The sequence below is a fragment of the Moritella sp. genome (assembly GCF_013215705.1).
Classification (GTDB): Bacteria; Pseudomonadota; Gammaproteobacteria; order Enterobacterales; family Moritellaceae; genus Moritella.
The window spans coordinates 66,894-91,329 of sequence record NZ_JABSQR010000022.1; the positions used below are offsets into that span (position 1 = coordinate 66,894).

20 protein-coding genes and 2 pseudogenes are annotated in these 24,436 nt (G+C 39.1%); 16 read left to right on the forward strand and 6 right to left on the reverse strand.

Annotated features, from left to right (window positions below):
* Positions 1 to 2: 2 nt before the first annotated feature.
* On the reverse strand, positions 3 to 1,043 hold the full coding sequence (locus HRT96_RS15020) for an FAD-dependent oxidoreductase (protein ID WP_293158365.1): 1,041 nt from the start codon (positions 1,041 to 1,043) through the stop codon (positions 3 to 5).
* Positions 1,044 to 1,628: 585 nt separating this feature from the next.
* Between HRT96_RS15020 and HRT96_RS15025 the strand changes: the two genes are divergently transcribed.
* Both HRT96_RS15025 and HRT96_RS15030 read left to right on the forward strand, forming a co-directional pair.
* Positions 1,629 to 3,869 carry an acetyl-CoA hydrolase/transferase C-terminal domain-containing protein gene (locus tag HRT96_RS15025; protein WP_293158368.1) on the forward strand — a complete coding sequence of 747 codons (2,241 nt, stop codon included), beginning with the start codon at positions 1,629 to 1,631 and terminating at the stop codon, positions 3,867 to 3,869.
* Between the two features lie 89 nt (positions 3,870 to 3,958).
* Positions 3,959 to 4,540 carry a nitrite reductase gene (locus HRT96_RS15030; RefSeq protein WP_293158371.1) on the forward strand — a complete coding sequence of 194 codons (582 nt, stop codon included), beginning with the start codon at positions 3,959 to 3,961 and terminating at the stop codon, positions 4,538 to 4,540.
* 153 nt (positions 4,541 to 4,693) lie between these two features.
* Here HRT96_RS15030 and nrfA read toward each other — a convergent pair whose 3' ends face one another.
* Entirely contained in the window at positions 4,694 to 6,133 is a 1,440-nt protein-coding gene (gene nrfA, locus HRT96_RS15035; RefSeq protein WP_293158374.1) for an ammonia-forming nitrite reductase cytochrome c552 subunit, read from the reverse strand.
* Positions 6,134 to 6,778: 645 nt separating this feature from the next.
* Here nrfA and nrfB point away from each other — a divergent pair.
* From nrfB to HRT96_RS15085, 10 genes are all read left to right on the forward strand, one after another.
* Positions 6,779 to 7,384, forward strand: coding sequence for a cytochrome c nitrite reductase pentaheme subunit (gene nrfB, locus HRT96_RS15040; protein ID WP_293158377.1), 606 nt, complete (start codon positions 6,779 to 6,781; stop codon positions 7,382 to 7,384).
* A gap of 1 nt (position 7,385) precedes the next feature.
* Positions 7,386 to 8,072: a cytochrome c nitrite reductase Fe-S protein gene (nrfC, locus tag HRT96_RS15045; RefSeq protein ID WP_293158380.1), complete on the forward strand. Its 687-nt coding sequence runs from the start codon at positions 7,386 to 7,388 to the stop codon at positions 8,070 to 8,072.
* The gene (gene nrfD, locus HRT96_RS15050; protein ID WP_293158383.1) at positions 8,069 to 9,037 is read left to right on the forward strand and encodes a cytochrome c nitrite reductase subunit NrfD; all 969 of its coding nucleotides are present in this window, start codon (positions 8,069 to 8,071) and stop codon (positions 9,035 to 9,037) included. The genes nrfC and nrfD overlap by 4 nt, the downstream gene beginning before the upstream one ends.
* Before the next feature lie 183 nt (positions 9,038 to 9,220).
* Positions 9,221 to 11,098, forward strand: a complete 1,878-nt coding sequence (locus HRT96_RS15055; protein WP_293158386.1) for a heme lyase CcmF/NrfE family subunit — start codon at positions 9,221 to 9,223, stop codon at positions 11,096 to 11,098.
* Complete coding sequence (locus tag HRT96_RS15060) at positions 11,085 to 11,633, forward strand: DsbE family thiol:disulfide interchange protein (RefSeq protein ID WP_293158388.1); 549 nt, start codon at positions 11,085 to 11,087, stop codon at positions 11,631 to 11,633. Before HRT96_RS15055 ends, HRT96_RS15060 begins: the two co-directional genes overlap by 14 nt.
* Positions 11,634 to 11,657: 24 nt before the next feature.
* Entirely contained in the window at positions 11,658 to 12,104 is a 447-nt protein-coding gene (locus HRT96_RS15065; RefSeq protein ID WP_293158390.1) for a cytochrome c-type biogenesis protein, read from the forward strand.
* 311 nt (positions 12,105 to 12,415) lie between these two features.
* Complete coding sequence (locus HRT96_RS15070; protein ID WP_293158392.1) at positions 12,416 to 13,357, forward strand: triacylglycerol lipase; 942 nt, start codon at positions 12,416 to 12,418, stop codon at positions 13,355 to 13,357.
* A 2-nt stretch (positions 13,358 to 13,359) separates the two neighbouring features.
* On the forward strand, positions 13,360 to 14,232 hold the full coding sequence (locus tag HRT96_RS15075) for a lipase secretion chaperone (RefSeq protein ID WP_293158394.1): 873 nt from the start codon (positions 13,360 to 13,362) through the stop codon (positions 14,230 to 14,232).
* Positions 14,233 to 14,624: 392 nt separating this feature from the next.
* Positions 14,625 to 15,566, forward strand: coding sequence for a triacylglycerol lipase (locus tag HRT96_RS15080; RefSeq protein ID WP_293158396.1), 942 nt, complete (start codon positions 14,625 to 14,627; stop codon positions 15,564 to 15,566).
* A 2-nt stretch (positions 15,567 to 15,568) separates the two neighbouring features.
* Positions 15,569 to 16,441, forward strand: a complete 873-nt coding sequence (locus tag HRT96_RS15085; RefSeq protein WP_293158398.1) for a lipase secretion chaperone — start codon at positions 15,569 to 15,571, stop codon at positions 16,439 to 16,441.
* A 67-nt stretch (positions 16,442 to 16,508) separates the two neighbouring features.
* On the opposite strand, the gene HRT96_RS15090 is transcribed toward HRT96_RS15085, so the two are convergent.
* The gene (locus tag HRT96_RS15090; RefSeq protein ID WP_293158400.1) at positions 16,509 to 17,426 is read right to left on the reverse strand and encodes a DUF368 domain-containing protein; all 918 of its coding nucleotides are present in this window, start codon (positions 17,424 to 17,426) and stop codon (positions 16,509 to 16,511) included.
* Between the two features lie 431 nt (positions 17,427 to 17,857).
* Between HRT96_RS15090 and HRT96_RS15095 the strand changes: the two genes are divergently transcribed.
* The 3 genes from HRT96_RS15095 (at position 17,858) to HRT96_RS15105 (ending at position 22,033) form a co-directional block, all read left to right on the forward strand.
* The gene (locus tag HRT96_RS15095) at positions 17,858 to 19,195 is read left to right on the forward strand and encodes a sphingomyelin phosphodiesterase (RefSeq protein ID WP_293158402.1); all 1,338 of its coding nucleotides are present in this window, start codon (positions 17,858 to 17,860) and stop codon (positions 19,193 to 19,195) included.
* A complete protein-coding gene (locus HRT96_RS15100; RefSeq protein WP_293158404.1) occupies positions 19,195 to 20,160 on the forward strand; it encodes a chromosome segregation ATPase in 966 nt (321 codons plus the stop codon). Before HRT96_RS15095 ends, HRT96_RS15100 begins: the two co-directional genes overlap by 1 nt.
* 115 nt (positions 20,161 to 20,275) lie before the next feature.
* Positions 20,276 to 22,033 (forward strand): hemopexin repeat-containing protein, encoded by a 1,758-nt coding sequence (locus HRT96_RS15105; protein ID WP_293158407.1) that lies wholly within the window; start codon positions 20,276 to 20,278, stop codon positions 22,031 to 22,033.
* 95 nt (positions 22,034 to 22,128) lie between these two features.
* Here HRT96_RS15105 and HRT96_RS15110 read toward each other — a convergent pair.
* The 3 genes and pseudogenes from HRT96_RS15110 to HRT96_RS15120 all read right to left on the reverse strand — a co-directional run.
* Positions 22,129 to 22,266, reverse strand: a pseudogene (locus HRT96_RS15110) (SEL1-like repeat protein); the annotation flags it as partial.
* Between the two features lie 24 nt (positions 22,267 to 22,290).
* Positions 22,291 to 22,956, reverse strand: coding sequence for a tetratricopeptide repeat protein (locus tag HRT96_RS15115; RefSeq protein WP_293158410.1), 666 nt, complete (start codon positions 22,954 to 22,956; stop codon positions 22,291 to 22,293).
* The gene (locus HRT96_RS15120; protein WP_293158412.1) at positions 22,953 to 23,780 is read right to left on the reverse strand and encodes a tetratricopeptide repeat protein; all 828 of its coding nucleotides are present in this window, start codon (positions 23,778 to 23,780) and stop codon (positions 22,953 to 22,955) included. Before HRT96_RS15120 ends, HRT96_RS15115 begins: the two co-directional genes overlap by 4 nt.
* A gap of 298 nt (positions 23,781 to 24,078) precedes the next feature.
* Between HRT96_RS15120 and HRT96_RS15125 the strand changes: the two are divergent.
* Positions 24,079 to 24,436, forward strand: a pseudogene (locus HRT96_RS15125) (IS3 family transposase); the annotation flags it as partial.

Below are 24,436 nucleotides of genomic sequence, written 5' to 3' on the forward strand. Positions count from 1 at the left end.
GTCTATTCTTGGTTCAGTACATCAGTCGCTGTGCCAAGATACACTTCAGCAGCCAATAGTATGGATTCATGCAAGGTTGGATGCGCATGTACGGTATGGGCGATATTGTCTGCCGTAAACTTATTATGAATCGCTAAACAAACTTCACCAAATATCTCATCGGCATTGTTACCTATCATGCCGCCACCGATTAAGACGTGATTGTCGGTATTAAAGATCAGCTTCGTTAAGCCATTGGTGTTTATATCTGTGTTTGCTCGACCCAGTGAGCGCCACGGCATGTTTATCACCTTATAATTTAACGTACTGCTAGCCAATTGCTTTTCTGTCCAGCCTAACCAGGTAACGGTTGGGAAGCTAGTGGCGAAGAAGGGCCGGGTGAATAAATCGTCCTGTGAGTCTTTGTCATCACTAGCAACAAATACCGCGTCATAGTCGGTATCAGGCAATGCTTTACCTTTACTGGTGACAGATAACTGAACGTGATCATCACTAAAATTAAAGGCGGTTATTTCTGCTTGTGATTTTATTTTGAAAAGCCGTTTTACATAACGTTGAAAGGTTTTGTTGATGTCTTTGTCTAGCTCTGGAAAAACTTCATCGCCAGTAATAAAGATATCAACAGCAGCGCCTAAGGCTTGATAGATAGTCGCTATTTCGATGGCATTAATACCAGCACCAATAATAGCGAGTTTATTGGGAATGAAAGGCAGGGCTATTGCTTCGTTATAGTGCCAGATGTACTTGTTTGTCGCTGGTGTCAGCAAATTATTATGGTGTTTATTTTCATCTGTTTTAACTAAGCTATCTTGGTTGCTAACGTAACGCTGACTATTAAAGTCATCTTTTCGTATCACGTAGTACTGACTTTCAAGTTGATCGAGTTTATGACGAATAGCACTAAGGTCGATGCTGGGTTCTAAATAGTGAATACCTTGTGGACTTGCTCCTCGAACACTGTGCATTGATTTAGCCATATGCAGTAACGCGTGAGTTCGGACTATCGTCGTATCGACTTTCTGTTGTTGTATGTTTGCTTTCATTTAAACTCTCGTTAAAACGCAGAAAGTATCAATTTAACACATATTAAATACCCATTTATAGGTGGTTTTGGGTTGTTTGTTATCTGTGTCGCAATATGATTATTCTTGATAGCGTCGTAATAAAAGGTAAATACTCTGGAAGATTGCCGTAACAGCAGCGTTTCTGATCATAAGGCTTAGAAAGCAGGTAGCGAATCGAAGTGGATTAATTCAGGCCAGCAATGTGATCTGAGTGGCTTAACGCGTTTTAACTTGTTAGTTATATATATGTAATATGTTACAGCGTTGAGATGTTCTATTAGTTTATTTAAATTAACTATTTAGGCTATTTTTATAAACGCTTTTTTTTTTACTATAATTCAATCAATTGCTCTCAACTCCTCTCAATATCACCTGAAATGTATGTTAATTAACACGGAAAGGTTATTAACTTAAGGTTAACATTCTGTTATCACTGTTTTAAAAATGAAAATGGAGTATGCCCTCTAAAAATGACTTGCTGTTACGTTTAATCGAATCTAACATATCACTAATTGAGTATTTTTGTAAAAGCCTGATGTTACCGATTATTAAAAGGATATGATAATGCCTGTATTAGATGTCGAAGCAAAAACACGATCAGCTCAGCAAGTTTTAAATTCAACTAACGCTACAGATAAACCTGAAGCTGTTAGGTTAAACGATGTCGAGAAATTAGTTGATGCCGTACTTGCCGAAGTTGGAAACCATATTGTTTTGGGACTGCCGATAGCAATTGGCAAAGCGATTACGTTTAGCAACGCGTTATATCAACGCGCAAAGGCTGATCCAAGTATCACGTTGCAAATTGAAACTGCTATATCGTTGGAAATTCCCCGCGCTAAAACAGAGCTTGAAAATAAATTTCTTGCCCCATTTGTCAGTCGCCATTTTGCTGATGTGCAAGAACTTGATTATATGAAAGATATTCGAAATAAAACGTTACCAGATAATATTACTGTTTTTGAATTCTTCTTTAAAGCGGGTAGTTTTATAAATCACGCTCAGCAGCTCAATTACACAAGTACCAATTATACCCACGCTGTTCGAGATTTAATAGATAAAGGGGTTAACGTTGTTGCACAAGTTGTTGCGGAGCGACACGTTGATGACGTCACTACATATAGCCTTTGCAGTAACTCAGATTTAGCATTAGATATGATTCCTGTGTTAGCAGAGTTAAAGGTTACAGAAGGCAGAAAATTTGTCTGTGTGGGTGAAGTTAATTCTAATATGCCATTTATGCGTAATCATGCTGAAGTCAGTGCTAATACATTTAATTTTATTTTAGAAAGCCAAGAAAAAGACTATGCATTATTTGCTACCCCTGAAGATGCTATTTCAAACGCAGATCATATGATTGGATTTTATGCGAGTAGTTTGATTAAAGACGGTGGAACACTCCAGCTTGGCATCGGTTCACTTTGTAGTGCACTAAGCTATAGCTTGTTACTCCGCCACCAAAATAATGGACGTTATAATGAAATTTTCAATGATTTAAAAATTGAAGAAAAATTTCCTATCGTGGCTAAAGTCGGCGATAGAAGTATTTTCAGCCAAGGTTTATACGGATGCAGTGAATTAATGGTAGATGGTTTTATGCATTTGTATCAAGGCGGGATCTTAACACGCCAAGTATTTTCTGATGTTTTATTACAGTCTTTACTGAATGATAGAGTGATAACCACTGATGTAAACATATATACACTCACCACATTACTTCAGCATAAAGCAATTTCAACCGAACTAACCACGAAGGATCTTGCTTACCTACAAGAATTAGGGATATTTAAACCGGCAGTGACTTTGTATCAAAACACCTTGTATAGTAATGACAAAAGTTGTATTGCAGATTTAAGTCAACCAGATGCACTTTTGTGGATTGAGCAGCATTGCCTCGGAGACAAACTTAAAGGTGGTATTGTAATGCATGGCGCCTTCTTTATTGGCCCTAAGGCATTTTATAAAGCACTGAATGCAATGACTGAAGAAGACCATGCTAAGTTCTGTATGACAAGTGTGAAGTATGTGAATGATCTGTACGATCATTTCTTGGGTGATCAAAAAATTAAAGCGATGCAACGTAAAGAAGCTCGCTTTCTTAATTCTGCAATGATGGTGACACTTGATGGTTCCGTGATCTCCGATGGATTAGAAAATGGCCAAGTGGTTAGTGGTGTAGGTGGTCAGTATAATTTTGTGGCTCAATCTCATCAAATTAAAGATGCCCGATCGATTCTTAAATTACGCAGTACCTGTGTACGAAATGGTAAACTTCAATCCAACGTATTGTTCAACTATGGGCATAACACTATTCCTCGTCAGCTGCGTGATATTGTGATTACTGAATATGGTATTGCAGATCTACGAAGTAAACCGGATCACATTGTTTATACCGAGTTAATTAAAATTGCTGACTCTCGATTTCAGTCTCAATTACTTCAACAAGCAAAAGACGCTGGTAAAGTGGCTGCTAATTACCAAATCCCCATCGCATTTTGTCATAATTTACCTGAGGCGATCACCGGTCTTTGTAACAAGTATAAGCAACATGGTGTATTCCCTGAGTACCCACACGGAAGTAGTTTTACTCGTGCTGAGTTGAAACTGATGAAGGCATTAAAGTCATTGAAAAATAAAGGACAGTCGAGAAGGGGTAAGTTCAAGCTGATGTTGCAAGGACTCATGGCAACAAAACCAACTAAAGAAATTCAGCAATTGTTAAGTCGTATGGACCTCACTAATCCGGTTAATTTTGCAGAACGTATGGCTCAACGTTTATTGAGTAAAGAATTGCAGAAAAAATAGTGGATATTTATAAGCGAGCTTAATAACTAAGTATTTATAGGTAGATCTGTTAAACTGTTCGAAATCATTATCAACTGATGAAATTGACTATGAGTAAATCTTTATGGACACCAATTATCACTTCAGTTCTGATTTTTGGCAGTGTGGCTAGTTACTATTTATTGAACGATTATCAGCGGATAGAGACGCAACAAGCGCTACTATCAGCGGTTTATTTCGAACAACTGTCTGCGTCTGAAATAAGTGATAAGCGTATTTTGACGCTGCAAGACAAGCTTTATGATGATAAGCAGAATGCCAAGCTTTGGTTTCAACTCGGCAATGCCTACCTATATAACGGCGAATATGATAATGCTGTATTAGTGTTTGGTTATTCAACCAGGTTAACGCCTAGTCCGACGGCAACGCTGTATTCAGCAAAGGCTTCTGCATTATATTATGCGGGTGGACAGCATTTAACGGTAGAGGTTAAAACACTACTTAATCAAGCGTTATCACTCGAGCCCAATAATGAAACGGCATTAATGATGTTAGCGTCAAATGAATTTATGAATGTGCGTTATCAACAAGCTATCGACCTTTGGGTACAGTTGCTTGACTCTGATCAGCAAGGGTTAGATAGGGTAGCTATTATTAACTCTATTAATCAAGCGAAGCAATTTATTAAGTAACGATGAATACCAATCACGATAAATAGTTGATCACTTATTTAACGCAATTGGTATAACCACTTTGGCTTTTCGTCATTCAGTTATCTCATTATTTATTAAGAAAAAAAATGCCGACATCAAGTCGGCATTTTTATCATTACCAGTGTTCAGTAATTAATAAGTCGCTTCACGTTTTTCTGCTTCAGCTTCCCATTTAGGTACAAGTGTTTTCAAGAATTCAGCTTTCTCTTTTTTCATCTTGTCCATATCCATTCCCAATGCTTGTTGTGCTAAGGCTTTGGTTGAGATATCAGGGATTTCGATTGGATCTGTAATCCCTTTCTTAGCAAGTAGGCGAATTAATTGAGTTCGTGCATCTGTCGCACGGTCTAACGCTGTACCTAATACGCGTAAGGCAACTTCTGGTGCATGCATATGTATACCATGAGAGGCAGTCGCATAATCCCAGCGCCATTGTGCATGACGGATATTGAGTTGGATTTCATCCATTTCAGCTTGTGTTGCCCCTGCTTCCCATGCTGCTTTTGCTTCGAAATGCGCTGCGATGATTTGCTTTTCGGCAAGGAGTTTCATCTCAGTCACTTGCTGCTTACGTGTTTTAACAACGTCCTGTAACATTTCTTTACTTTGGGTATGACAGTTTGCACACGTATCTTGGAAACGATCAAATGGGTTACCTACTTTATGGTCGGTAAATACTTTACCATCCTCATTCGTTACTTTCGGCATATGGCAATCAACACACGTTACGTTGTTTTTACCATGGATACCTTCACGCCATGTTTCATAGCCTGGATGCTGTGCTTTTAACATTGGCGTTTTAGACACTGCATGCGTCCAATCTTTGAAACCAATTTCGTCATAGTATTCTTCCATTTGGTCAACGGTTGTGCCTTTATCCCATGGGAATTTAACGGCTTTTGTTGGACCTGTGAAATAGTACTCTACATGGCATTGCGCACAAACTTGTGCTTGTTGATCAAGGCGACCTTGCTCTGCAAATGGCTTATTAATCGCGGCCATTGCTCGTTCAACGTGTGGACGAGTCAGTTTCAGCGCGGGTTCACCATTTTTAAATGCGTCGCTACGGGTATCATGACAATCGGAACAACCAATGGCATTGACCACTTCAGCGCCACCTTTAGCCCATTTACCTGAAAAGTAAGCATCTTCACCATTTTGTTCAATAAAGCGCGCTACGTCAGGGCTTTTACAGCTCCAGCAAGACATGACCATAGGGCCATTCTTTGCATTAGTTGGTCCACCTGTACGTAAGGTATTACGAATGTCATCAATGGCATAGAAATGACCACGGGCTTTATTATAGTCTTTAGAAAATCCATAACCCGCCCACATGATGACCATATTTGGATCACCTTGTAATGCATCTTCTATTTCTTTACTTTCACTGGTCGCTTTCCACGTTTTGTATTGATCCGGATGTGCTTGTTGGAATTTTTCATTTCGTGGTTCTAATTTTTCTGATACTTGATCAGCAGCAAATACAGTACTACTGCTAACACCAAGCAATAATGTAGCGAGCAGAACTGCCACGCCAGAGGCTGGTTTTAGAGTTTTATATACACTAGCCATGTTGTCTCCAATTATTAATTATTTAGGTTGACCAAGCGTTGTGAGAGTGGCAATAAATAAGAGTTGGAAACGTATTTATATATTTTAATTTAATTTTTCATGTCAGAATTATTTTTAAAATATATAATTACATTATTTAAAATATATCAAATCTACTTGTATATAAATAAAAAAAGACGTTTACTCTCTTGTTTGTTGTTCTCGATCAAGATAATTAAAATAATAAATAATGTATTTTAATTATCCTCAAATAAGTACGAAAAAAAGACGGTCAAAGAGATGGCTATACAGTAAATGACACACGTTGACATTTACTTACATTTCAACATAGCGTGTTAATCTTTTTAAAACATTGGCTTATGCGTTTGTTGATGTATATCTCAAATATAGAATTAACTCGTTATAGGTAAGGGTTATTTGTTTTTAATTTTACAGTTTTAAAATATAATGAATTCGTTAAGCGTTGTGGCTGGCATTGTAAATAAGAATTATTCTTAATTAGAATTAGTGTTACTCAGATAAATGAATAATTTATAAGTTGAAATGTTTTATTTTTAAATTTTCATCTGAATAATTAAACTAACGAAAATTAAAATGTATTTTTAATTAATATACATTTTTATAATTCTCATAGAAGGATGCAAAATGGGTAATGTAAAATTAGCCATACGTACAACGATTAGCTTTCTGCTCTTCATATGTATCTATGGTTTTAATTTCAGTGCTGCAGCAGAGTCGCCAGATCGCTCGGTCATTAATGCAAACACTGATAGTCGACACGAAGTGACGTTTAATCGCGACAGTGATTATGCTTGTATACAATGTCATAAGGATTCGAAAGAAACACGCCAGGGTACACATGGTGAAAAAGTTGTAGCAGAAATAGGCAGAGACCTTAAATGCGTTGAATGCCATAACACTATTGGTCCAAACCACCGCGAAGATGCCCCGCAAGTCACTAAATTTTTCGCCGCTCAATCTAAAATGGGCACACATAAAAACTTGCTGGATTTTGACGCTATCTTAAACGCAACGGATAATTGTACCGCTTGCCATACATCAGAGAAGCTACAAGAGAAAACGTGGATACACGATGTACATGCCAAGAAAGCAACGTGTTCGTCTTGCCATGTGATCCATGCCGATGGTGAAAAAGAAGGTATGCAAGCGCTAGAACGTAAGGAACAAATTGCGCAATGCGTCGATTGTCATAAAGACTTTAACTTGATAAAAGAAGATAAGGGAGAATGACATGGCCTGTTCTAGACGAAATTTATTAATTGGTGCTGGTGCGATAATTTTTACGACTGGCGTCTCTAAAATTGCGCAAGCCAAAAAATCATTAGTTGCTACGCAAGAAGACGGTGATAAACGTTACGGTATGGTTTTTGATGAAACGGCTTGTATTGGTTGTACAGCTTGTACAGATGCCTGCCGTGAAGTTAACAATGTACCGGAAGGCGTATCACGTTTAAAAATTGAACGCAGTGCGCCGATGGGGGAGTATCCCGATGTCGATTACACATTCAATCGTGTTTCTTGTCAGCACTGTGATAATGCACCTTGTGTAACTGTTTGTCCGACGGGTGCTTCGTATGTTGATTTAAAAACAGGCATTGTCGATGTTCATAGCGATAAGTGTGTTGGTTGTGGTTATTGCTTAGCGGCTTGTCCGTATAAAGTGCGATTCTTCCATCCAGAAACTAAAGCGGCAGATAAATGTAATTTCTGTCGTGATACTAATTTAAAAGCCGGTAAATTACCTGCTTGTGTTGAATCATGTCCGACTAAAGCATTGACCTTTGGTGATCTGAACGATCCGACGAGTGAGATAAACAAAGTGATTGCCAGTAATGCCGTTTATCGTTCGAAAGTAGAACTAGGTACCGAACCAAAACTGTATAAAGTAGCGGATACAAAAGGGGAGATAAAACGATGAATACAATTGTAAGTGCTTTTACGTTTGATTCTTTGGTGTGGGACTGGCTTATTGCGATATACCTGTTTTTAACCGGGATGTCGGCTGGTATGGTATTAATTTCGATTCATTTGAAGCGCAAGGTTATTGATGGTAAAGCGTCAGCCAATGGCATTATTAAGGCGACGGCTGTTTTAGCACCGCTCGGAATTATTACTGGTTTAACCATCTTGATCTTTCATTTAACCAAACCCTTATCATTTTGGAAGATCTTAGTCTTCTTTAACCCAACCTCGGTTATGTCGATGGGCGTGATCTTATTCCAAGTTTATATGGTCATTTTATTTACTTGGATCGCCATCATGTTTAAAGACGAATTAGCGGTATTACTGCAGAAGTTATTCAAAGGTCGCTTTGACTTTGTTAATCCAATTGTAGATAAACTCGCAAAATTTGAGAATGCACTAGAGCTACTTTTAGCACTGCTCGCTATGATGTTAGCGGCTTATACTGGTTTTTTATTATCGGCATTGAAAACGTATCCGATGTTAAATAACCCTGTATTACCCGTGTTATTTATCTTTTCTAGTGTGTCATCGGGTGCGGCGGCGTGTTTACTGCTTGGTATTATTGGGTTTAAAGAATCATTCGACAGTAATTGCGTTAAATGGATCCACGGTATTGAACGTCCGGTGGTGGTGTTTGAATTGTTTGTATTACTCACGTTTTTTACTGGCCTTATCTTTGGTGGTGGCCAGAAGGAAGTGGCTGCGATGGCTGCGATTGGTAGTGGCTTTTGGGCATCATGGTTCTGGTACGGCGTGGTTGGTGCGGGTATGTTGATGCCATTAGCGTTAAACTTTTTTGTGCCAGCACAGTCACGTCATAACAAAGCGTTTGTATTGTTAGTTACATCACTCAGCCTTGTTGGTGTGTTAATGCTACGTACATTTATTTTGTATGCGGGACAGATGACAGTTGTTTAACTGTTAGTTACTGATAACTGACTATCATTTAAGGATTATCTTATTGTGTTATTAACGGTTGTCTTAAATCAAAGTTAATATCTTGGGCATAAGTTAATGTCTTAAGTACCAGCTAATGACTTATATAAAGTAAGAGGGTTCATTAGGACTCTCTTTTTTTTCCTATTATTAATGGATCCATTTATGATCCCAGAAATTGCATTATTTTCGCTTATCTTTGGTACCTTCTGCGCTATATTAGGTGCCGTTATTCCCTTGTTTGGCATCGCGACCAAACAACCACATTTAAGCCGTTATTCGTGGTCATTGAGTTATGGCGCGTTTTTCGCGGTGACTACCTCAATCTGTCTACTTGCTTATAGTTTCACTGTCGATGACTTCTCTGTCACCTATATCGCCCAACATTCTAATTCTCAGTTACCAGTATTGTTTAAGATAGCCGCTGTGTGGGGCGGACATGAAGGCTCACTATTATTTTGGGTGTTTTCGTTGTCGTTATGGTCGGCGGCAATTGCGTTCGTTAACCGCCATCACAATCAAGCTTTTATTAGCCGGGTATTGATCGTATTAAGTTTATTAACGGCTGCATTTGGTTTATTTACGCTGCTGGGCTCGAATCCTTTTGCACGGTTATTGCCGGTACCGATGCAAGGACGAGATCTACACCCGATGTTACAAGATGTAGGTCTTATTTTTCACCCACCATTATTGTATTTAGGTTATGTGGGATTTTCGGGTTCCTTTGCCTTTGCTGTGGCTGCGTTAACGATGCCAGATATTAATATTCCTTGGCCACAGTGGAGCCGAGCTTGGACGCTTGCCGCTTGGGTTTTGCTCACCGGCGGTATCGCACTGGGTGCTTGGTGGGCTTATTATGAACTGGGTTGGGGCGGATGGTGGTTTTGGGACCCGGTTGAAAATGCGTCATTGCTGCCTTGGTTAACGGGTACTGCATTATTGCATTCATTGGTCGCCAGTGAAAAGCGTCAGGCGTTGATTAACTGGAGTTTACTACTGTCCATATTTACATTTAGCTTAAGTTTACTCGGTACTTTTGTGGTTCGCTCAGGGATCTTAACTTCTGTGCATGCATTTGCGGTAGACCCTACACGCGGACTGGTATTGCTCGTGATCTTAGCTGTTTGTGTTGTAGTGCCGCTAACGTTGTTTATGTTACAAAGCGATAAAATAAAACCATTAAAACTTCGCAGTATTGTCAGCCGAGAAGTATTGTTTCTAATGCTAAATAGCTTGCTGGTGGTTGCAACATTATCGGTATTACTCGGCACTTTTTATCCGATGATCTTTCAAGTCTTCAATTTTGGCAGTATCTCTGTTGGCGCACCTTTCTTTAATGCAGTATTTGTACCTTTGGCATTGTTATGTTTTGCATTAATGAGTATCGCCCCTTTTATACACTGGAGTAAAACCAATCTTGATGCCATGAAGATCAAGTTAATATTAATTTGGATTTTTGCTGTAATTATCGGTTCGGTGGCTAGCTACTTAGTTAATGATAGCTTGTCGGTATTTGTACTTCTGGTATTGATATTGTGTGCGGCTGTGGTTATGTCGAGTTTATTTGGCGGCGTGCGTATTCGCCATTTAGCCATGACAGTTGCGCATGTTGGTGTCGCGATTACTGCGGTTGGTATATTATTCGTCAGTTATAATTCCACCGAGATAAGTACTAAAATGAGCCCAGGTGTTTCGGTCGAATTAGGCGATTTAACCGTTAACTATATAGAGACTGAGTGGTTGGTCGCGTCTAATTATACTGCAGAACAGGCGATACTGGAGGTCGTTGATAAGGACGGCCATATTGTGCAATTGAAACCACAAAAACGCCATTATCCAGTCCGAGTGATGAACATGAGTGAACCTGCGATTAATTCTAGTTGGCGGCGTGATATCTACATCACCATGGGTGAGAAAATAGACCGTCACTCATATGCGATTAGAATACAAAATAAGGCGTTTATTAATTGGCTATGGACGGGAAGTATAGTAATGATGATTGGTGGTCTGTTAGCAATAGGACAACGTTATGCTAAGTTATAAATTTAAGTTAATACTACCTAGCTTGTTAGGGCTATTGTTTGTTGCCTTGATGATGTTCGCGTTAACGTCACAAGAGGATAAACGAGTGACTCCCTCGGTTTTAGTCGGTAAACCAATCCCTGTTTTTACTGCCAGTAGCTTAAATTCTGATACTAATTTGCTAGATAACAGCGTGTTTCAAACGGATGAAAAATTCACTTTGTTAAATGTCTGGTCTTCTTGGTGTGCTGTTTGCCAAAGCGAGCATGATTTTTTAATGAAGCTGGCGATTAAAGATAATGTGCGTATCGTTGGATTAAATTATCGTGATGATCTGTCTGATGCGAGTCAAGTATTAAGCATGCTTGGCAATCCTTATGTTGCTACGATCTTTGATCCCGAAGGCAAGTTAGCACTGGATATGGGAGTGATTTCCACGCCAGAGACATATTTATTGGATAACCAAGGCATTGTGTTGTTTCGTTATTCTGGAGCATTAGATGAGTTAGCTTGGCAGCATTACTTCAAGCCATTAATACAAGTTTTGTTAAAATAAACAGCTAAAATAAGGACGCGTTAAATGAAGTTGTCATCGGTGTATTTGTTTATTTTTATCATGCTAGTTGTATCGCCTCTATCTGCACAGTTACAAACAGAAAACAACATATCATCGAGTGTTGAATCACAGCAATCGGTAGAAATATTTGAGTTTAATTCTGTTGGTACTCAAAATAGGGCGATTAACTTAGCACGTCAATTACGTTGCCCTCAATGCCGAAACCAGAATCTGATGGAGTCAAATTCACCGATAGCCAAAGATTTGCGACTTGAAGTGTATTTGATGGTAAATGAGGGGAAAACCGATCGACAAGTGATTGAATTTCTGACTAGTCGTTTTGGTGATGTTGTCTTGTATAAACCTAAATTTGAACCAAGAACTTATGTATTGTGGTTTGGACCCTTGTTTCTTATTATATTATTTGGTTGGTGTGGTTATCGCAAAGTAACTGTATCAATGGCTAATTAATTTTATTTTACGTGTATATTAATTCTTAATCTTGACTCATCTAGAATAAAATACCTATTAAGTAATGCCTTTAGGTCGGTTATATTGTTTTTTTTATAATCTAATCTCTAATTAGATTAAAATTCCACATTTAAAATCCAGCGCTAAAAATCAAACTTTTATATATAAATACCTCGTCTTAAATTATTGATCTTAATCACATTTATTTATCGTGACTACCTGTAATGTTTATTTGCTTTTGTTTAGTAAAGCTCAGTTCTAGATCTTTGAACTGATTTGTTAACTTAAATCTAATAATAAAGGATAGACAAATGAAACGGATTTTTGCATTTTTTACTCTATGTTTGATTGTATTTAGCAGTCAGGCTAAAGGTTTAACGAATAGTTCGAATTATAAGGGTTACACAGAAACGAAATATCCCATTGTTTTGGTCCATGGACTTTTTGGTTTTGATTCCATTTTGGGTATTGACTATTTTTATGGCGTTATCCGTGCTCTAAGTAAAAGTGGTGCTGAAGTGTATGTGGCTCAAGTCTCTGCGACGAATACTACCGAAGTTCGTGGCGAGCAGTTATTAGCACAGGTTGAACAGATTTTAGCGGCTACGGGTGCAGATAAAGTTAACTTAATTGGTCATAGCCATGGCGGGCCAACAGCACGTTATGTGGCATCTGTTGCCCCACAATACGTGGCGTCTGTTACAAGTATTGGTGGTGTAAATAAAGGCTCTCGTGTTGCTGATATTTTACGTGGAGAGGTACCAGAGGGGTCGGTATCTGAGGAACTAATAGCTTCTATGGCTGATGGTTTAAGTAAGTTAATTACTTTTCTTTCTGGTGGAGGAAAGCTACCACAAGATACAGTCGCGGCATTAGAAGCATTAACAACTAAGAACTCGCTAAAATTTAATGAATCATATCCAGAAGGTGTGCCTATTACGGCATGTGGTGAAGGTGATTATGTTGCTGCAAATGGGGTTTACTATTACTCATGGAGCGGTAGTGCTAACTTTACTAACGCGTTAGATCCAATGGATTTGGCGCTTACGTTGACTGGTAAGGCTTTTAATGTTCCAAATGATGGCCTTGTTTCTTCGTGCAGTTCACGCTTAGGTAAAGTCATTCGCGATAATTATAAAATGAATCATATGGATGAAGTTAATCAAACTTTAGGTCTTCATCATTTATTTGAAACTGATCCAAAAACTTTATATCGTCAACATGCTAACCGTTTAAAACTACAAGGTTTATAGAAATGAAAAAGATCGTATTAACGCTGGTAGTTTTAATCGTAGTCGTTACTGCGATCTTTATTTATAAAAATAACACTAATAAGCAAATACAAGCGAAATCGTTCCAGTCAAAATCGCAGCAGGATACTGCTATTGATTCAACATTTGATCGCGATACATTTGAATATTTTTTATCGGGGTTAGGTGAGGTTGAGTTGGATAGTTTACAAGATAAATTTATACGGTTTAATTCGCAACGTCCTGCTGACTCACAAATAGATAAGGTACTATTTGAGCAATATATTAACTATAAAACCTATTTACAGACACTAGAATCTAATGCTAGTTCTGCTGAGTTTGGTTTAGAAGATTTGATTGCGTTAAATGATCAATTACTTGCTGCTCAGCTTAAGTTTTTTACAGCGGAACAACAAAAAAATCTGTTCGCAGAAGAAAATCAATTAAGAATGATGACATTGAAAAAGCTAGAGCTTCAGCAAGCTACAGCGTCAGAAGAGGAGTTTAATGTATTATGGCAACAAGAATTACAGTTACTTCCAGAAGAACAACAGGTAGCGTATAAGAATGCGGCCTTAATGGGGTCGTTGGTAAATACAGAAGGCATGGATCCTCAAGAACAGTATTTGATACGCCAAGAACTGGTAGGGGCCGAAGGAGCACAACGTTTGGCTGAATTAGATGCAAAGAACGAGGTGTTTAACACAGACGTTGATATCTATTTAAATGAACGACAAGCGTTAATGACTGATGATAGCTTAACGATGGAAGCGCTAGAATCAGCGATAACAGAATTACGTAAAGCGAGCTTTTCTTCTCAACAACAACGCCGTATTAAAGCGTTGGAACGAATTAATGATGTTAATACGAAATCATAGCTGGTTGCTAAGCTTCCCAATCGAACACGTGCTGAATAAATTCCAGAACTCTAGTGAGCTGATTATTTTGTTGGATTAGTGATTTTATCTTGATTTATTGTTTAAGATCAATTTAGTTCAATAAACTGAGGACGATAGCAGTTATGGACTATTATATCGAAATATTGAATACTCCCAATAAATAGCCCAATGTTTAATTATTATTAAGCATAACATATATTTATGGGCTCCCATTGTATGTTATGTCTATTTATCTTTAGCAACTCATTGAACTTCATCACATTTATTAATAACCTATCTCGATACTATGCCTTTGTATTTATTTAAGTTCAGCTCTGTTTTGGGCGTTGAATTAACTTGTTAATTTTAATTTAATAATTAGGAGTGAATAAATGAAAAAATTTCTTACCTTTTTAACTATGTGTTTGGTTGCTTTTAACAGTCTGGCTGCTGAATCGAGTGATAGAACTGAACAAAAAGGTTATACCGAAACGAAGTATCCAATAGTCTTAGTTCATGGACTGTTTGGTTTTGATTCAATTGCTGGTGTTCAATATTTTTATGGTATCCCTAATGCATTAACCAGAAGTGGTGCTGTGGTGTACGTCGCTCAGGTTTCTGCAACGAATGGAACAGAAGAACGTGGCGAGCAGCTATTAACACAGATTGAACAGATTTTAGCTGCTACAGGAGCAGACAAAGTTAACTTAATTGGGCATAGTCATGGCGGGCCTACAGCACGTTATGTGGCATCTGTTGCGCCGCAATATGTGGCATCAGTAACCAGTATTGGCGGTGTTAATAAAGGTACAATTATTATCGATATCATACGTGGAGAAGTACCAGAAGGCTCAATATCAGAAACGTTAGCCGTTACGATCACTGCTGGTTTTAGTAACATAATTAACTTCCTTTCTGGTAATGATGACTTACCACAAAATCCAATTGCGGCATTAGAATCGTTAACAACTAAAAGATCGTTAGAATTTAATCAATCATACCCAGAAGGTATTCCGACAACAGCGTGTGGTGAAGGTGAGTATCTTGCTGATAATGGTGTTTATTATTATTCATGGAGTGGTTCCGCTAATTTCACTAATTTGTTAGACCCAGTCGATGCGGCACTTGTTTTGACTGGCGCTGCTTTTAGTGAGCCTAATGATGGTCTGGTATCTGCGTGTAGTTCGCACTTAGGTAAAGTAATTCGCGATGATTATAAAATGAATCATGTCGATGAAATTAACCATACATTTGGTATTCATCACCTGTTTGAGACGGATCCAAAAACCTTATATCGTCAACACGCTAACCGTTTACAATTACAAGGCTTATAGAAATGAAACAAATCGCATTAACGTCGGTAGTTTTAATTGCAGTCGTTACTGCGATTTTTATCTATACGAATAACACGGACAAGCAAATACAAACGCCATCGTTACAGTCAACATCGCAACTGGACACGGCTATTGATTCAACATCTGCTCGCGATACGTTTGAGTATTTTTTATCTGGATTAGGAGAGAAAGAATTAGACGCTTTACAAGCGAAATTTATACAGTTTAATTCGCAGCGTCCTGTTGACTCACAAGTAGACAAAGCATTATTCCAGCAATATATTCATTATAAAACCTATTTACAGACATTAGAGTCAGATGCGAACTCTGCTGACTTTGGTTTAGATGATCTTATGGCGTTAAATGATCAATTACTTGCTGCTCAGCTTAAGTTTTTTACACCAGAACAACAAAAAGTATTGTTCGCAGAAGAAAACCAACTTAGAACTATGGCATTGAAAAAGATAGAGCTCCAGCAAGTTGCTGCCTCGAAAGAAGAGTTCAATGTTATGTGGCAACAAGAGTTACAGTTGCTTCCAGAGAAAGCGCAGCTAGCGTATAAAAATGCGGCTTTAATGGGGTCATTGGCAAATACAGAAGGCATGGTTCCTCAAGAACAGTATTTGATACGCCAAGAACTGGTAGGGGCCGAAGGAGCACAACGTTTAGCTGAATTAGATGCAAAGAACGAGGTGTTTAACGCTGACGTTGATAACTATTTAAATGAACGACAAGCGTTAATGGCTGATGATAGCTTCACGATGGAAGCGCTAGAATCAGCGATAACAGAATTACGTGAGGCGAATTTCTCTTCTCAACAACAGCGCCGTATTAAAGCGTTGGAACGCATTGATGATGCTAATACGGATTCATAGTCATTGATATAAAGGGCTTGATAGTAACTGCCGCATTCATTTTTCACTCGATATTTAGCCGCTATGTCTAAGATGTTTTTTCTGCGGTCTTCTCTAACACCAAGATCAGAATAATAGCAGCAAGCATAGCCACGATAGCATACGCTAATAATGCTGGCTGGCCTGTCACTTGCTCAAAGCTAAATGGTGAAAGATTACGTTCTAACAATGGCACTTCAAGGCCACTCGAATTAGTTCGCCACGTTAACGTTTCTTTCCATGGCCATACTTTACCAAGTGTACCAATCATAAGCCCGGTTAAAAACGTCAATGTGATATCGCGGTAGTGTTTTAGTACCCACGTCAGCACGTGCGAAAAAGTCAGAATACCAATGGCACAACCTGCAGCAAACGTGCCTAGCGTAACAATGTCGATAGACTTGGCAGCCGCAAGAATTGGTGCATACATACCTAACATCAACAGGATAAAACTACCTGAAATACCCGGTAAGATCATGGCACAGATCGCAATAGATCCTGCCAGTAAGATATTGATCGACGTTGGCTCAAGATTAAGCGGTTGCAGCACGGTAATACTATAAGCAAAACCAATACCGGCGATGACAGCTACAAAGCGGCTGACTTTCCAGAATTCGACCTGCTTAAACATGTGGTTTACTGAGATGATGATTAAACCAAAGAAGAAAGACCACAGTGGAATAGGGTGCGTGTTGAGCATCCAAGTGATAACACGTGCTAACGTAAAGATACTCGTTAGGATACCTGCCAGCAATACGATCAAGAATGTACCATTGATGTAATCAAAAGCCGCTTTCAGACCATCCTTTTTGATCATACCGATTAGGCTTGGAGTAATGCGACTAATACTGCCTAACAGAGTATCGTAAATGCCGGTAATGAAGGCAATTGTACCGCCTGACACGCCAGGTACAACGTCTGCGGCACCCATCGCCATGCCTTTTATAAAGATAGAAACTTTACTCATGATTCTCCGTATAATTTATTGATTAAAGGTCAAATTTGACAGTATTATAAACTGTTTGAGTGAAAAAATGTCATAACAGTAAATACATTTTCCATTTAGTATAAATGGTCTTAATAATAACTAATCACCTGAAACATAAGATGGTGTCTTAATTATCATGTCAAAACGCTTATATCGTCATGCAAGTGAGTTGCTTTTAATCGCATAAATTATATAGCACTCAATTTTTTGTGATCTGAGGTGTGTTTAACGTGAAATTTTAAAGCAGATGAATTGGATTGTTACTTTGGTGTTTATTATCAGCGATCACGCTTTTTATCTATGTTTATGCTTAACTGTGATCTCAGCTAAATATTTAATATTATTGTATTTTAAATGTCATATTCTTAACTTAACCTCAGACCCCTATAACAACAATCAAAGGATTTGATGTGAATATACTAAAAAATGTAATAACAACAACTTGCCTCACTTGTGTTATGAGTGCGTCTGCACTTGCCGACAGTGATATCTACCTTACTAATAACTCTAACCAAACCATGTCTATTCAAGTTAACCATACCGGTTCAGATTTACTTGAGGAAGGCGCAGAATGGCAACAACATGTACAGACACTTAAACCATGGGAAACTAAAATGGTATTAAGTTTTAATCGTTGGGAAGGGGTTAAGTCTGGTGATACTTATCAGTTCGAAACACTGGTGACCAATGAAAGTGGCGAGTCGCTGTCGTTGTTACAACAAGTGAAAGGATATTGGTATAAATCAACACTTGATCACGGTGCAAGAGCCAATGATGTTGCGTTGAATTGGGCGGATGATCGTGATACTTACCGTTATCAATCGCAATATAACAGTAGCAGCAATAGTACTGAAATTGCGTTTAAAGCGAGTGCCACGGGTTGTTATGATGATATTTATTACAGTATCACCCCGCAAAAAATTGATGAGCAGCCTGTAGCTGACGCAGATACACTTAAAGTCATGTCATATAACGTCTGGGCTCTGCCTGTGATTGCAAAGCATATCGGTGACCGTTTTCAGGAAATACCGAAACATTTAAAAGGCTACGATGTACTCATGCTACAGGAAGTATTTGCTTCTGGTCGTGATGCATTTTTGCGTGATCTTGCTAAAGAATATCCGTATCAAACGAAGATGTTAGATTATCCTGGGATTAATGTTTACGATGGTGGTGTGACTATTGTGAGTCGCTATCCAATTGTAAATGAAGGGCAGTACGTCTATCCCGATTGTTCTGGTACGGACTGTTTTGCAGATAAAGGCGTAAATTATGCTGAAGTGATTAAAAATGGTAAGGCGTACCATGTATTCGCAACCCATACAGCGTCGTTCGATACTGATACCGCACGTGATTACCGCCAGCGTCAATTCCGTCAGATCCGCGAATTTGCTCATGCACAGAATATCCCAGCCGCTGATACTGTTGTCTATGGTGGTGATTTTAATGTGAATAAGCTTAAATTCCCAACCGACTATCAACAGATGTTTGCGAACCTTAGCGCTGATGAACCGCAATATGCGGGTTATACAGAGTCAACGTTCGACCCGCGTATTAATGCCTACGCAGGTAATGCCCTATCGGGTGGTGAAAATATCGAATATCTTGATTATGTTGTTGTCAGTAATGAGTTTGCGAAACGTAACGAGAACATAAACACAGTCAAAGTACCGCGTACAACGGTTGCTAGTTTATGGAAACATTGGAATTTATCCGACCATTTCCCAGTTAAAGCGGTGATCCGTTAATGCGGATACCATTACTATTAATAAGCGTTGCCTTTATTGGCAGCGTTTTTTACTTCATCACCAATGAAAATGAACTGAATTCAGATAAACCAAAAGAAGCGATACCGGCATTATTTGAAACATCTCATGCAACAGTGCAACCGACAACAATAACGGGTGCATCCAGCCAACCTAAAGGACAAATACAAAGTAATAGTGCTACGCGTGAGAAAGATACTTTATTACAAGACGTACAAGGGCAAGCGTTAATGACAGCGATAACGTCATTTTGGCAGCAATGTAGAAGGGAAAGTAATTGCGATGAATTGTTAGCCCAACAGCAGTTGTTACTTGATGATGATCGTTATCTGTTGTTGGTTAACTTCCCTGTAAATCAACAGAATGAACAACGGTTGATGGGGGCGTCGTTAATCAGTCAGGATGCAAGTTTGGCGGATAAAATCGCCACTGTTAAAGCGATTAGAGAGCAGGTGTGGGGTGATGATGCCGCGCTGTTATTTCAGCAGCAAGATGCTTATTATGATTACCGATTGTCGCTATCTGATCCTGATAATCGATTTAACCTAGCTCAGAATGCGGATGATTTCATCAATGAATATAATGCTATGTTGGCAGACCAGGGTGAGGACTTAGATAGCTTTGCGTTAAGTTCTGATACTGCCAAATATGAAGAGGCGTTGCAGCTAATCCCACCGTCTATGCCTGAAGATGAAACAGCTAGAATCAAGGCTAAATTGGCTTCGCAATATCTCACTGCTAACGAACGACAATCCATTGTTAACCGAGAGCAGCAAGTTGATAAGCAAGAGCAAGATATAACGGATTATCAGCAAGGATTAAATGAACTTGAGGTAACACTTGCTAATGAACGTGCAACGTCAAAGAAAACAATGAATGATGAAGATTGGCAAGTTTATAAAGCGGAACGTTTATATCAATACCGTCTTAATTTTTTTAGTCTTTAGTTTGTATTAAAAAACTTAATGAAAAAGTCATGTTTCCTTCATGTCCACGGCGCAGACTATGTGTACATCTGGGCTATACCAGATGTCATTTTGTGACGTTAACAAGGAGATGACCATGCAGAAAACGATGATAATTGCGTTATTAACCGCTGGGGTAGGGATGCTAGTACCCTCTGTGTTAGCGGCCAATAAAGCTGTGTTATTAGGTATTGATGGAGTGCAATGGGAAAAGGTACAAGCTTTAAATACCCCAAACTTTGACCGTTTGAATATCAATAAAGCGTATACGGGTGGCATGAAAGGTTATGATAATGAGCAGTTAACATCAAGTGGACCTGGCTGGGCGACAATTTTAACGGGTGTTTGGGTTAATAAACATAACGTTGATACTAACAGTGCAGGTTTGGCTAATGCCGATTTCCCCAGTATTTTTAAACGTATTCATGATGCAAACCCGATATTAACTCAAGCGTCATTAGTGCATTGGTCTCCGATTAATACGCAGTTTTTCAGCAATGATATTGCTAATGTTGAGCGGGTCGAAAGTGGCATCAGTGATGCGGATGTAACGTCTGCGACAATAAGTGAAATAAATAAAGGCACTGATTTTGTATTTGCACACTTAGATGACCCTGACCATCATGGTCACAGTACGTGTTTTGGTAGCGCTTATAACAAGAGTATTATTACTGCTGATCAGCAATTGGGTGAAATCCTAGACGTAATTGAAGTGGCTGAAAAACAAAGTGGCGATAATTGGTTGCTAATGGTAACGACAGATCATGGTCGTGACAGCTTAGGTTGTGGTCATGGCGCGCAGAAGCTGAACCAAAAAACCATCTTTATCGGCAGTAATGAACCAGTTAATGCTGAGCTTACCGATAAATTGGTTGGTGAAAATAATGATTTTTCAGGACTTTATGGTTACGCGGCACAAACGTCGATTGTGCCCACTTTATTAACCCACTTGGGAATTAAGGTTGAGCAAGAATGGAAGCTGGATGGTCCATCGCTTATCGGTGAATTAGGTGTTCGCAAATTAATGGCAAGTACTGATGGTTATTTACAGTGGATAAATGAGAGTGACGATGACATTCACATTTATCGTAATGATATTTTGGTTGATGTATTGTCTGCGCAAAATAATTCGTGGCAAGACAATGTAAATACTCGGTTGGGTACAGTCGATTATGTTCTTGCGAGTAACGCTAACCCAGTCGCGTTTCGACATAATGTGATGGATGTTAACGCAGGGCTAAGTTGGAACTTATCGCGGGGCTATTTCTTCCGCAGTGATACGCAATATGTACGTTATAACAAAATATTGGATAAAGCAGAAGACGGTTACCCGCGCGCTGTGAATGAGAGTAATTGGCCTGGTCTTGGTGCTTATCGTGAAAACCTTGTCGCTAGTTTCCATAAAGACAGTGACACGGCTTACTTTTTTACGCACGATGGACAATATTTATCTTACGACCTGAATACAGACTCAGTGAGAGACGGTTATCCGAAAGCGGTTGACGCGACCACGTGGTCAGGGCTTGAAGCATATGCTGACAATATCGTGGCGACATTACGTTGGAAAGGTAATAAAGTTTATTTCTTCCTTGATGACGGAAATTATCTACGTTATGACTTAGCTAACGATAGCGTTGACAGTGGTTACCCAAAACCGATAAATGATTCCACTTGGCCTGGTCTGGGGGCTTATGCACAACAGATTACGGCTGCAATTTATTGGGATGATACACGCGCATATTTCTTCTTGGATGGTCAACGTTATATTCGCTACAGTATAACGAGTGATAGTGTTGATAGTGGTTATCCTAAACCGACCAATGATAGTACATGGTCAGGTCTGTTAGGGATGTAATAGGGCCTAATTTAACAACCAAAACGAGACACTGTTTTGGTTGTTTTTATTTCGCTAAGCTGTTGTTGGACAGAAATAAGTTAGAAATTGAAGCTTTATGATCTAAAATCTAACCGTGCTTTTAGCTCTAGGAGCTTTTTCTTAGACCAGGCAGAGTTTGATTTTTTATAAAGCTCTAATGCTTTCTGCTCATCTTTAGCAACACCAAATCCATTCTCATACATAAGTCCAAGATTTCCTTGCGCACCTGCATCGCCTTAGTCCGCTGCTTTGCTATACCAGGTAACCGCTTGCTTGTAATCTATAGCCACACCTAATCCAGTCGCATACATAACACCAAGTTTAAATTGTGCATATGCATCTCCTTGATCAGCAGATTTTTCATACCAGATAGCAGCTTGCTTATCATTTTTAGCTACGCCTTGCCCATTATTATACATAAGACCAAGATTATATTGTGCAACCGAGCTGCCTTGATCAGCAGCCTTGCTATACCAAGTAACAGCTCGATTGTAATCTTTAGCTACACCGACCCCATTCGCATACATAACCCCTAAATTTACTTGTGCAGCTGAACGGCCTTGTTCCGCTGCTTTGCGATACCATACAACCGCTTGCTTAGCATCTTTCGTAACACCTTCGCCATTAGCATACATAACACCAAGATCAAATTGTGCATCTACATCTCCTTGAACAGCGGATTTTCCATACCAGATAGCAGCTTGCTTATAGTCCTTAGCTACAGCATTCCCATTATAATACATAAACCCAAGATCATATTGTGCTTTTGAATCGCCCTGTTCCGCTGCTTTGCTATACCAAGTAACAGCTTGCTCGAAATCGAATCCATTCGCATACATAAACCCAAGATTATATTGTGCAACCGAGCAGCCTTGATCAGCAGCCTTGCGATACCAACTCATCGCATCGCATCACTGTAATTCTGAGTAATACCTTGCCCATATTCATAGATAACACCAAGGTTATTTTGTGCCCAAGCATAACCTTGCTCAGCAGCTTTACGATACCAATTCACCGCATCACTGTAATTCTGACCTACGCCTTGCCCTTCATCATACATAACACCAAGGCTATTTTGTGCGCTAGGATTACCTTGCTCAGCAGCCTTACGATACCAATTCACCGCACCACTGTAATCCTGAGTGACCCCTTGTCCATATTCATACATAATGCCGAGGTTATTTTGCGCAGTAGCATCATTTTGTTCAGCCGCCTTTCTATACCAGATGAGTGCGTGACTGTAACTCTGAGTGACACCCTGTCCATCTGCATACATAGCACCAAGATTTGTTTGCGCTCTAGCATAATTCTGCTCAGCAGCCTTGCGGTACCAATTGATCGCTTCACTATAACTCTGAGCAACGCCATCTCCAGACTCGTACATAACGCCAAGGTTTGTTTGCGCTCTGGCATAACCCTGTTCAGCCGCCTTGCTGTACCAGCTGACCGCTTCACTGTGACTCTGGGTGATACCATCCCCATACTCGTACATAAGACCAAGGTTTGTTTGCGCTCTGACGTAACCTTGCTCAGCCGATTTTAGGTACAAACTAACAGCTTTACTGTAGTTCTGGGGAACACCATTACCGTTTTGATAGTTATATGCTAGATCATATTGTGAAGAAGCCTGATTCTGTTTAACAACTTCAGGCGTTGACTTGGTGTTTGAACAACCAGAAAGAGTGAGGGAGGCAGTGAGAGTGGCGAGTAATAATTTACGTTTCACCTTAAATCCTTTTGTGTGATGATTACTTTAAAACCATTGATAAAGAATCAATAATGGCATTTATATGCGTCATGTAGAATAGCAATTAAAACAATGTTATACCGCCAAAATACCCAAAAATAAATCATCTTAATAAATAATTATCATATTTAAACTTTGGAGCCCAGATTTACACCGAATCAAGCAACTCTCGCTGCTTTTTTACTGGTATTTTGCTCACTCCCCCCGGTGTCAGAATAGTTGCAATGTTAACTTAAATAAGTTTTCATAATTACCAAAGAAGGTTAAAGAGCAACATATGGCACATCATTCTAAAGAACTAAAACAAAAGCTTATTAATGATATGAGTCCACCAAACTCATTAACGACACCTGAGCTTTCAGCTAAGTACGGCGTTCCTAAGCAAACAATATATAGCTGGCGCAAAGCTGCATTAGCGCAAGGTATATTAGTCTCCAAACAAGCTAATAGTAATCAATGGAGCAATGAAACCAAGTTAGCTGCGATTATTGAAACATCGATAATGACACAAGCGGAAAAGGCTGAATACTGTCGTAAAAAAGGCTTATATTTAGAGCAACTAGCGCAATGGAAAGTGGCTTGCCTATCAGGTTTTAATGCTACGCCTCAATTAGATACAAAGCAGAAATCAGACC

Excerpts from the sequence above, each read along its gene's own strand:
- nrfD (WP_293158383.1), top strand. The coding sequence starts at position 8,069 with ATGAATACAATTGTAAGTGCTTTTACGTTTGATTCTTTGGTGTGGGAC.
- HRT96_RS15055 (WP_293158386.1), top strand. The coding sequence starts at position 9,221 with ATGATCCCAGAAATTGCATTATTTTCGCTTATCTTTGGTACCTTCTGC.
- HRT96_RS15065 (WP_293158390.1), top strand. The coding sequence starts at position 11,658 with ATGAAGTTGTCATCGGTGTATTTGTTTATTTTTATCATGCTAGTTGTA.
- HRT96_RS15030 (WP_293158371.1), top strand. The coding sequence starts at position 3,959 with ATGAGTAAATCTTTATGGACACCAATTATCACTTCAGTTCTGATTTTT.
- HRT96_RS15115 (WP_293158410.1), bottom strand. The coding sequence starts at position 22,956 with ATGAGTTGGTATCGCAAGGCTGCTGATCAAGGCTGCTCGGTTGCACAA.
- HRT96_RS15060 (WP_293158388.1), top strand. The coding sequence starts at position 11,085 with ATGCTAAGTTATAAATTTAAGTTAATACTACCTAGCTTGTTAGGGCTA.
- HRT96_RS15090 (WP_293158400.1), bottom strand. The coding sequence starts at position 17,426 with ATGAGTAAAGTTTCTATCTTTATAAAAGGCATGGCGATGGGTGCCGCA.
- nrfC (WP_293158380.1), top strand. The coding sequence starts at position 7,386 with ATGGCCTGTTCTAGACGAAATTTATTAATTGGTGCTGGTGCGATAATT.
- HRT96_RS15105 (WP_293158407.1), top strand. The coding sequence starts at position 20,276 with ATGCAGAAAACGATGATAATTGCGTTATTAACCGCTGGGGTAGGGATG.
- HRT96_RS15085 (WP_293158398.1), top strand. The coding sequence starts at position 15,569 with ATGAAACAAATCGCATTAACGTCGGTAGTTTTAATTGCAGTCGTTACT.
- HRT96_RS15080 (WP_293158396.1), top strand. The coding sequence starts at position 14,625 with ATGAAAAAATTTCTTACCTTTTTAACTATGTGTTTGGTTGCTTTTAAC.
- HRT96_RS15020 (WP_293158365.1), bottom strand. The coding sequence starts at position 1,043 with ATGAAAGCAAACATACAACAACAGAAAGTCGATACGACGATAGTCCGA.
- HRT96_RS15075 (WP_293158394.1), top strand. The coding sequence starts at position 13,360 with ATGAAAAAGATCGTATTAACGCTGGTAGTTTTAATCGTAGTCGTTACT.
- nrfB (WP_293158377.1), top strand. The coding sequence starts at position 6,779 with ATGGGTAATGTAAAATTAGCCATACGTACAACGATTAGCTTTCTGCTC.
- HRT96_RS15070 (WP_293158392.1), top strand. The coding sequence starts at position 12,416 with ATGAAACGGATTTTTGCATTTTTTACTCTATGTTTGATTGTATTTAGC.
- nrfA (WP_293158374.1), bottom strand. The coding sequence starts at position 6,133 with ATGGCTAGTGTATATAAAACTCTAAAACCAGCCTCTGGCGTGGCAGTT.
- HRT96_RS15100 (WP_293158404.1), top strand. The coding sequence starts at position 19,195 with ATGCGGATACCATTACTATTAATAAGCGTTGCCTTTATTGGCAGCGTT.
- HRT96_RS15025 (WP_293158368.1), top strand. The coding sequence starts at position 1,629 with ATGCCTGTATTAGATGTCGAAGCAAAAACACGATCAGCTCAGCAAGTT.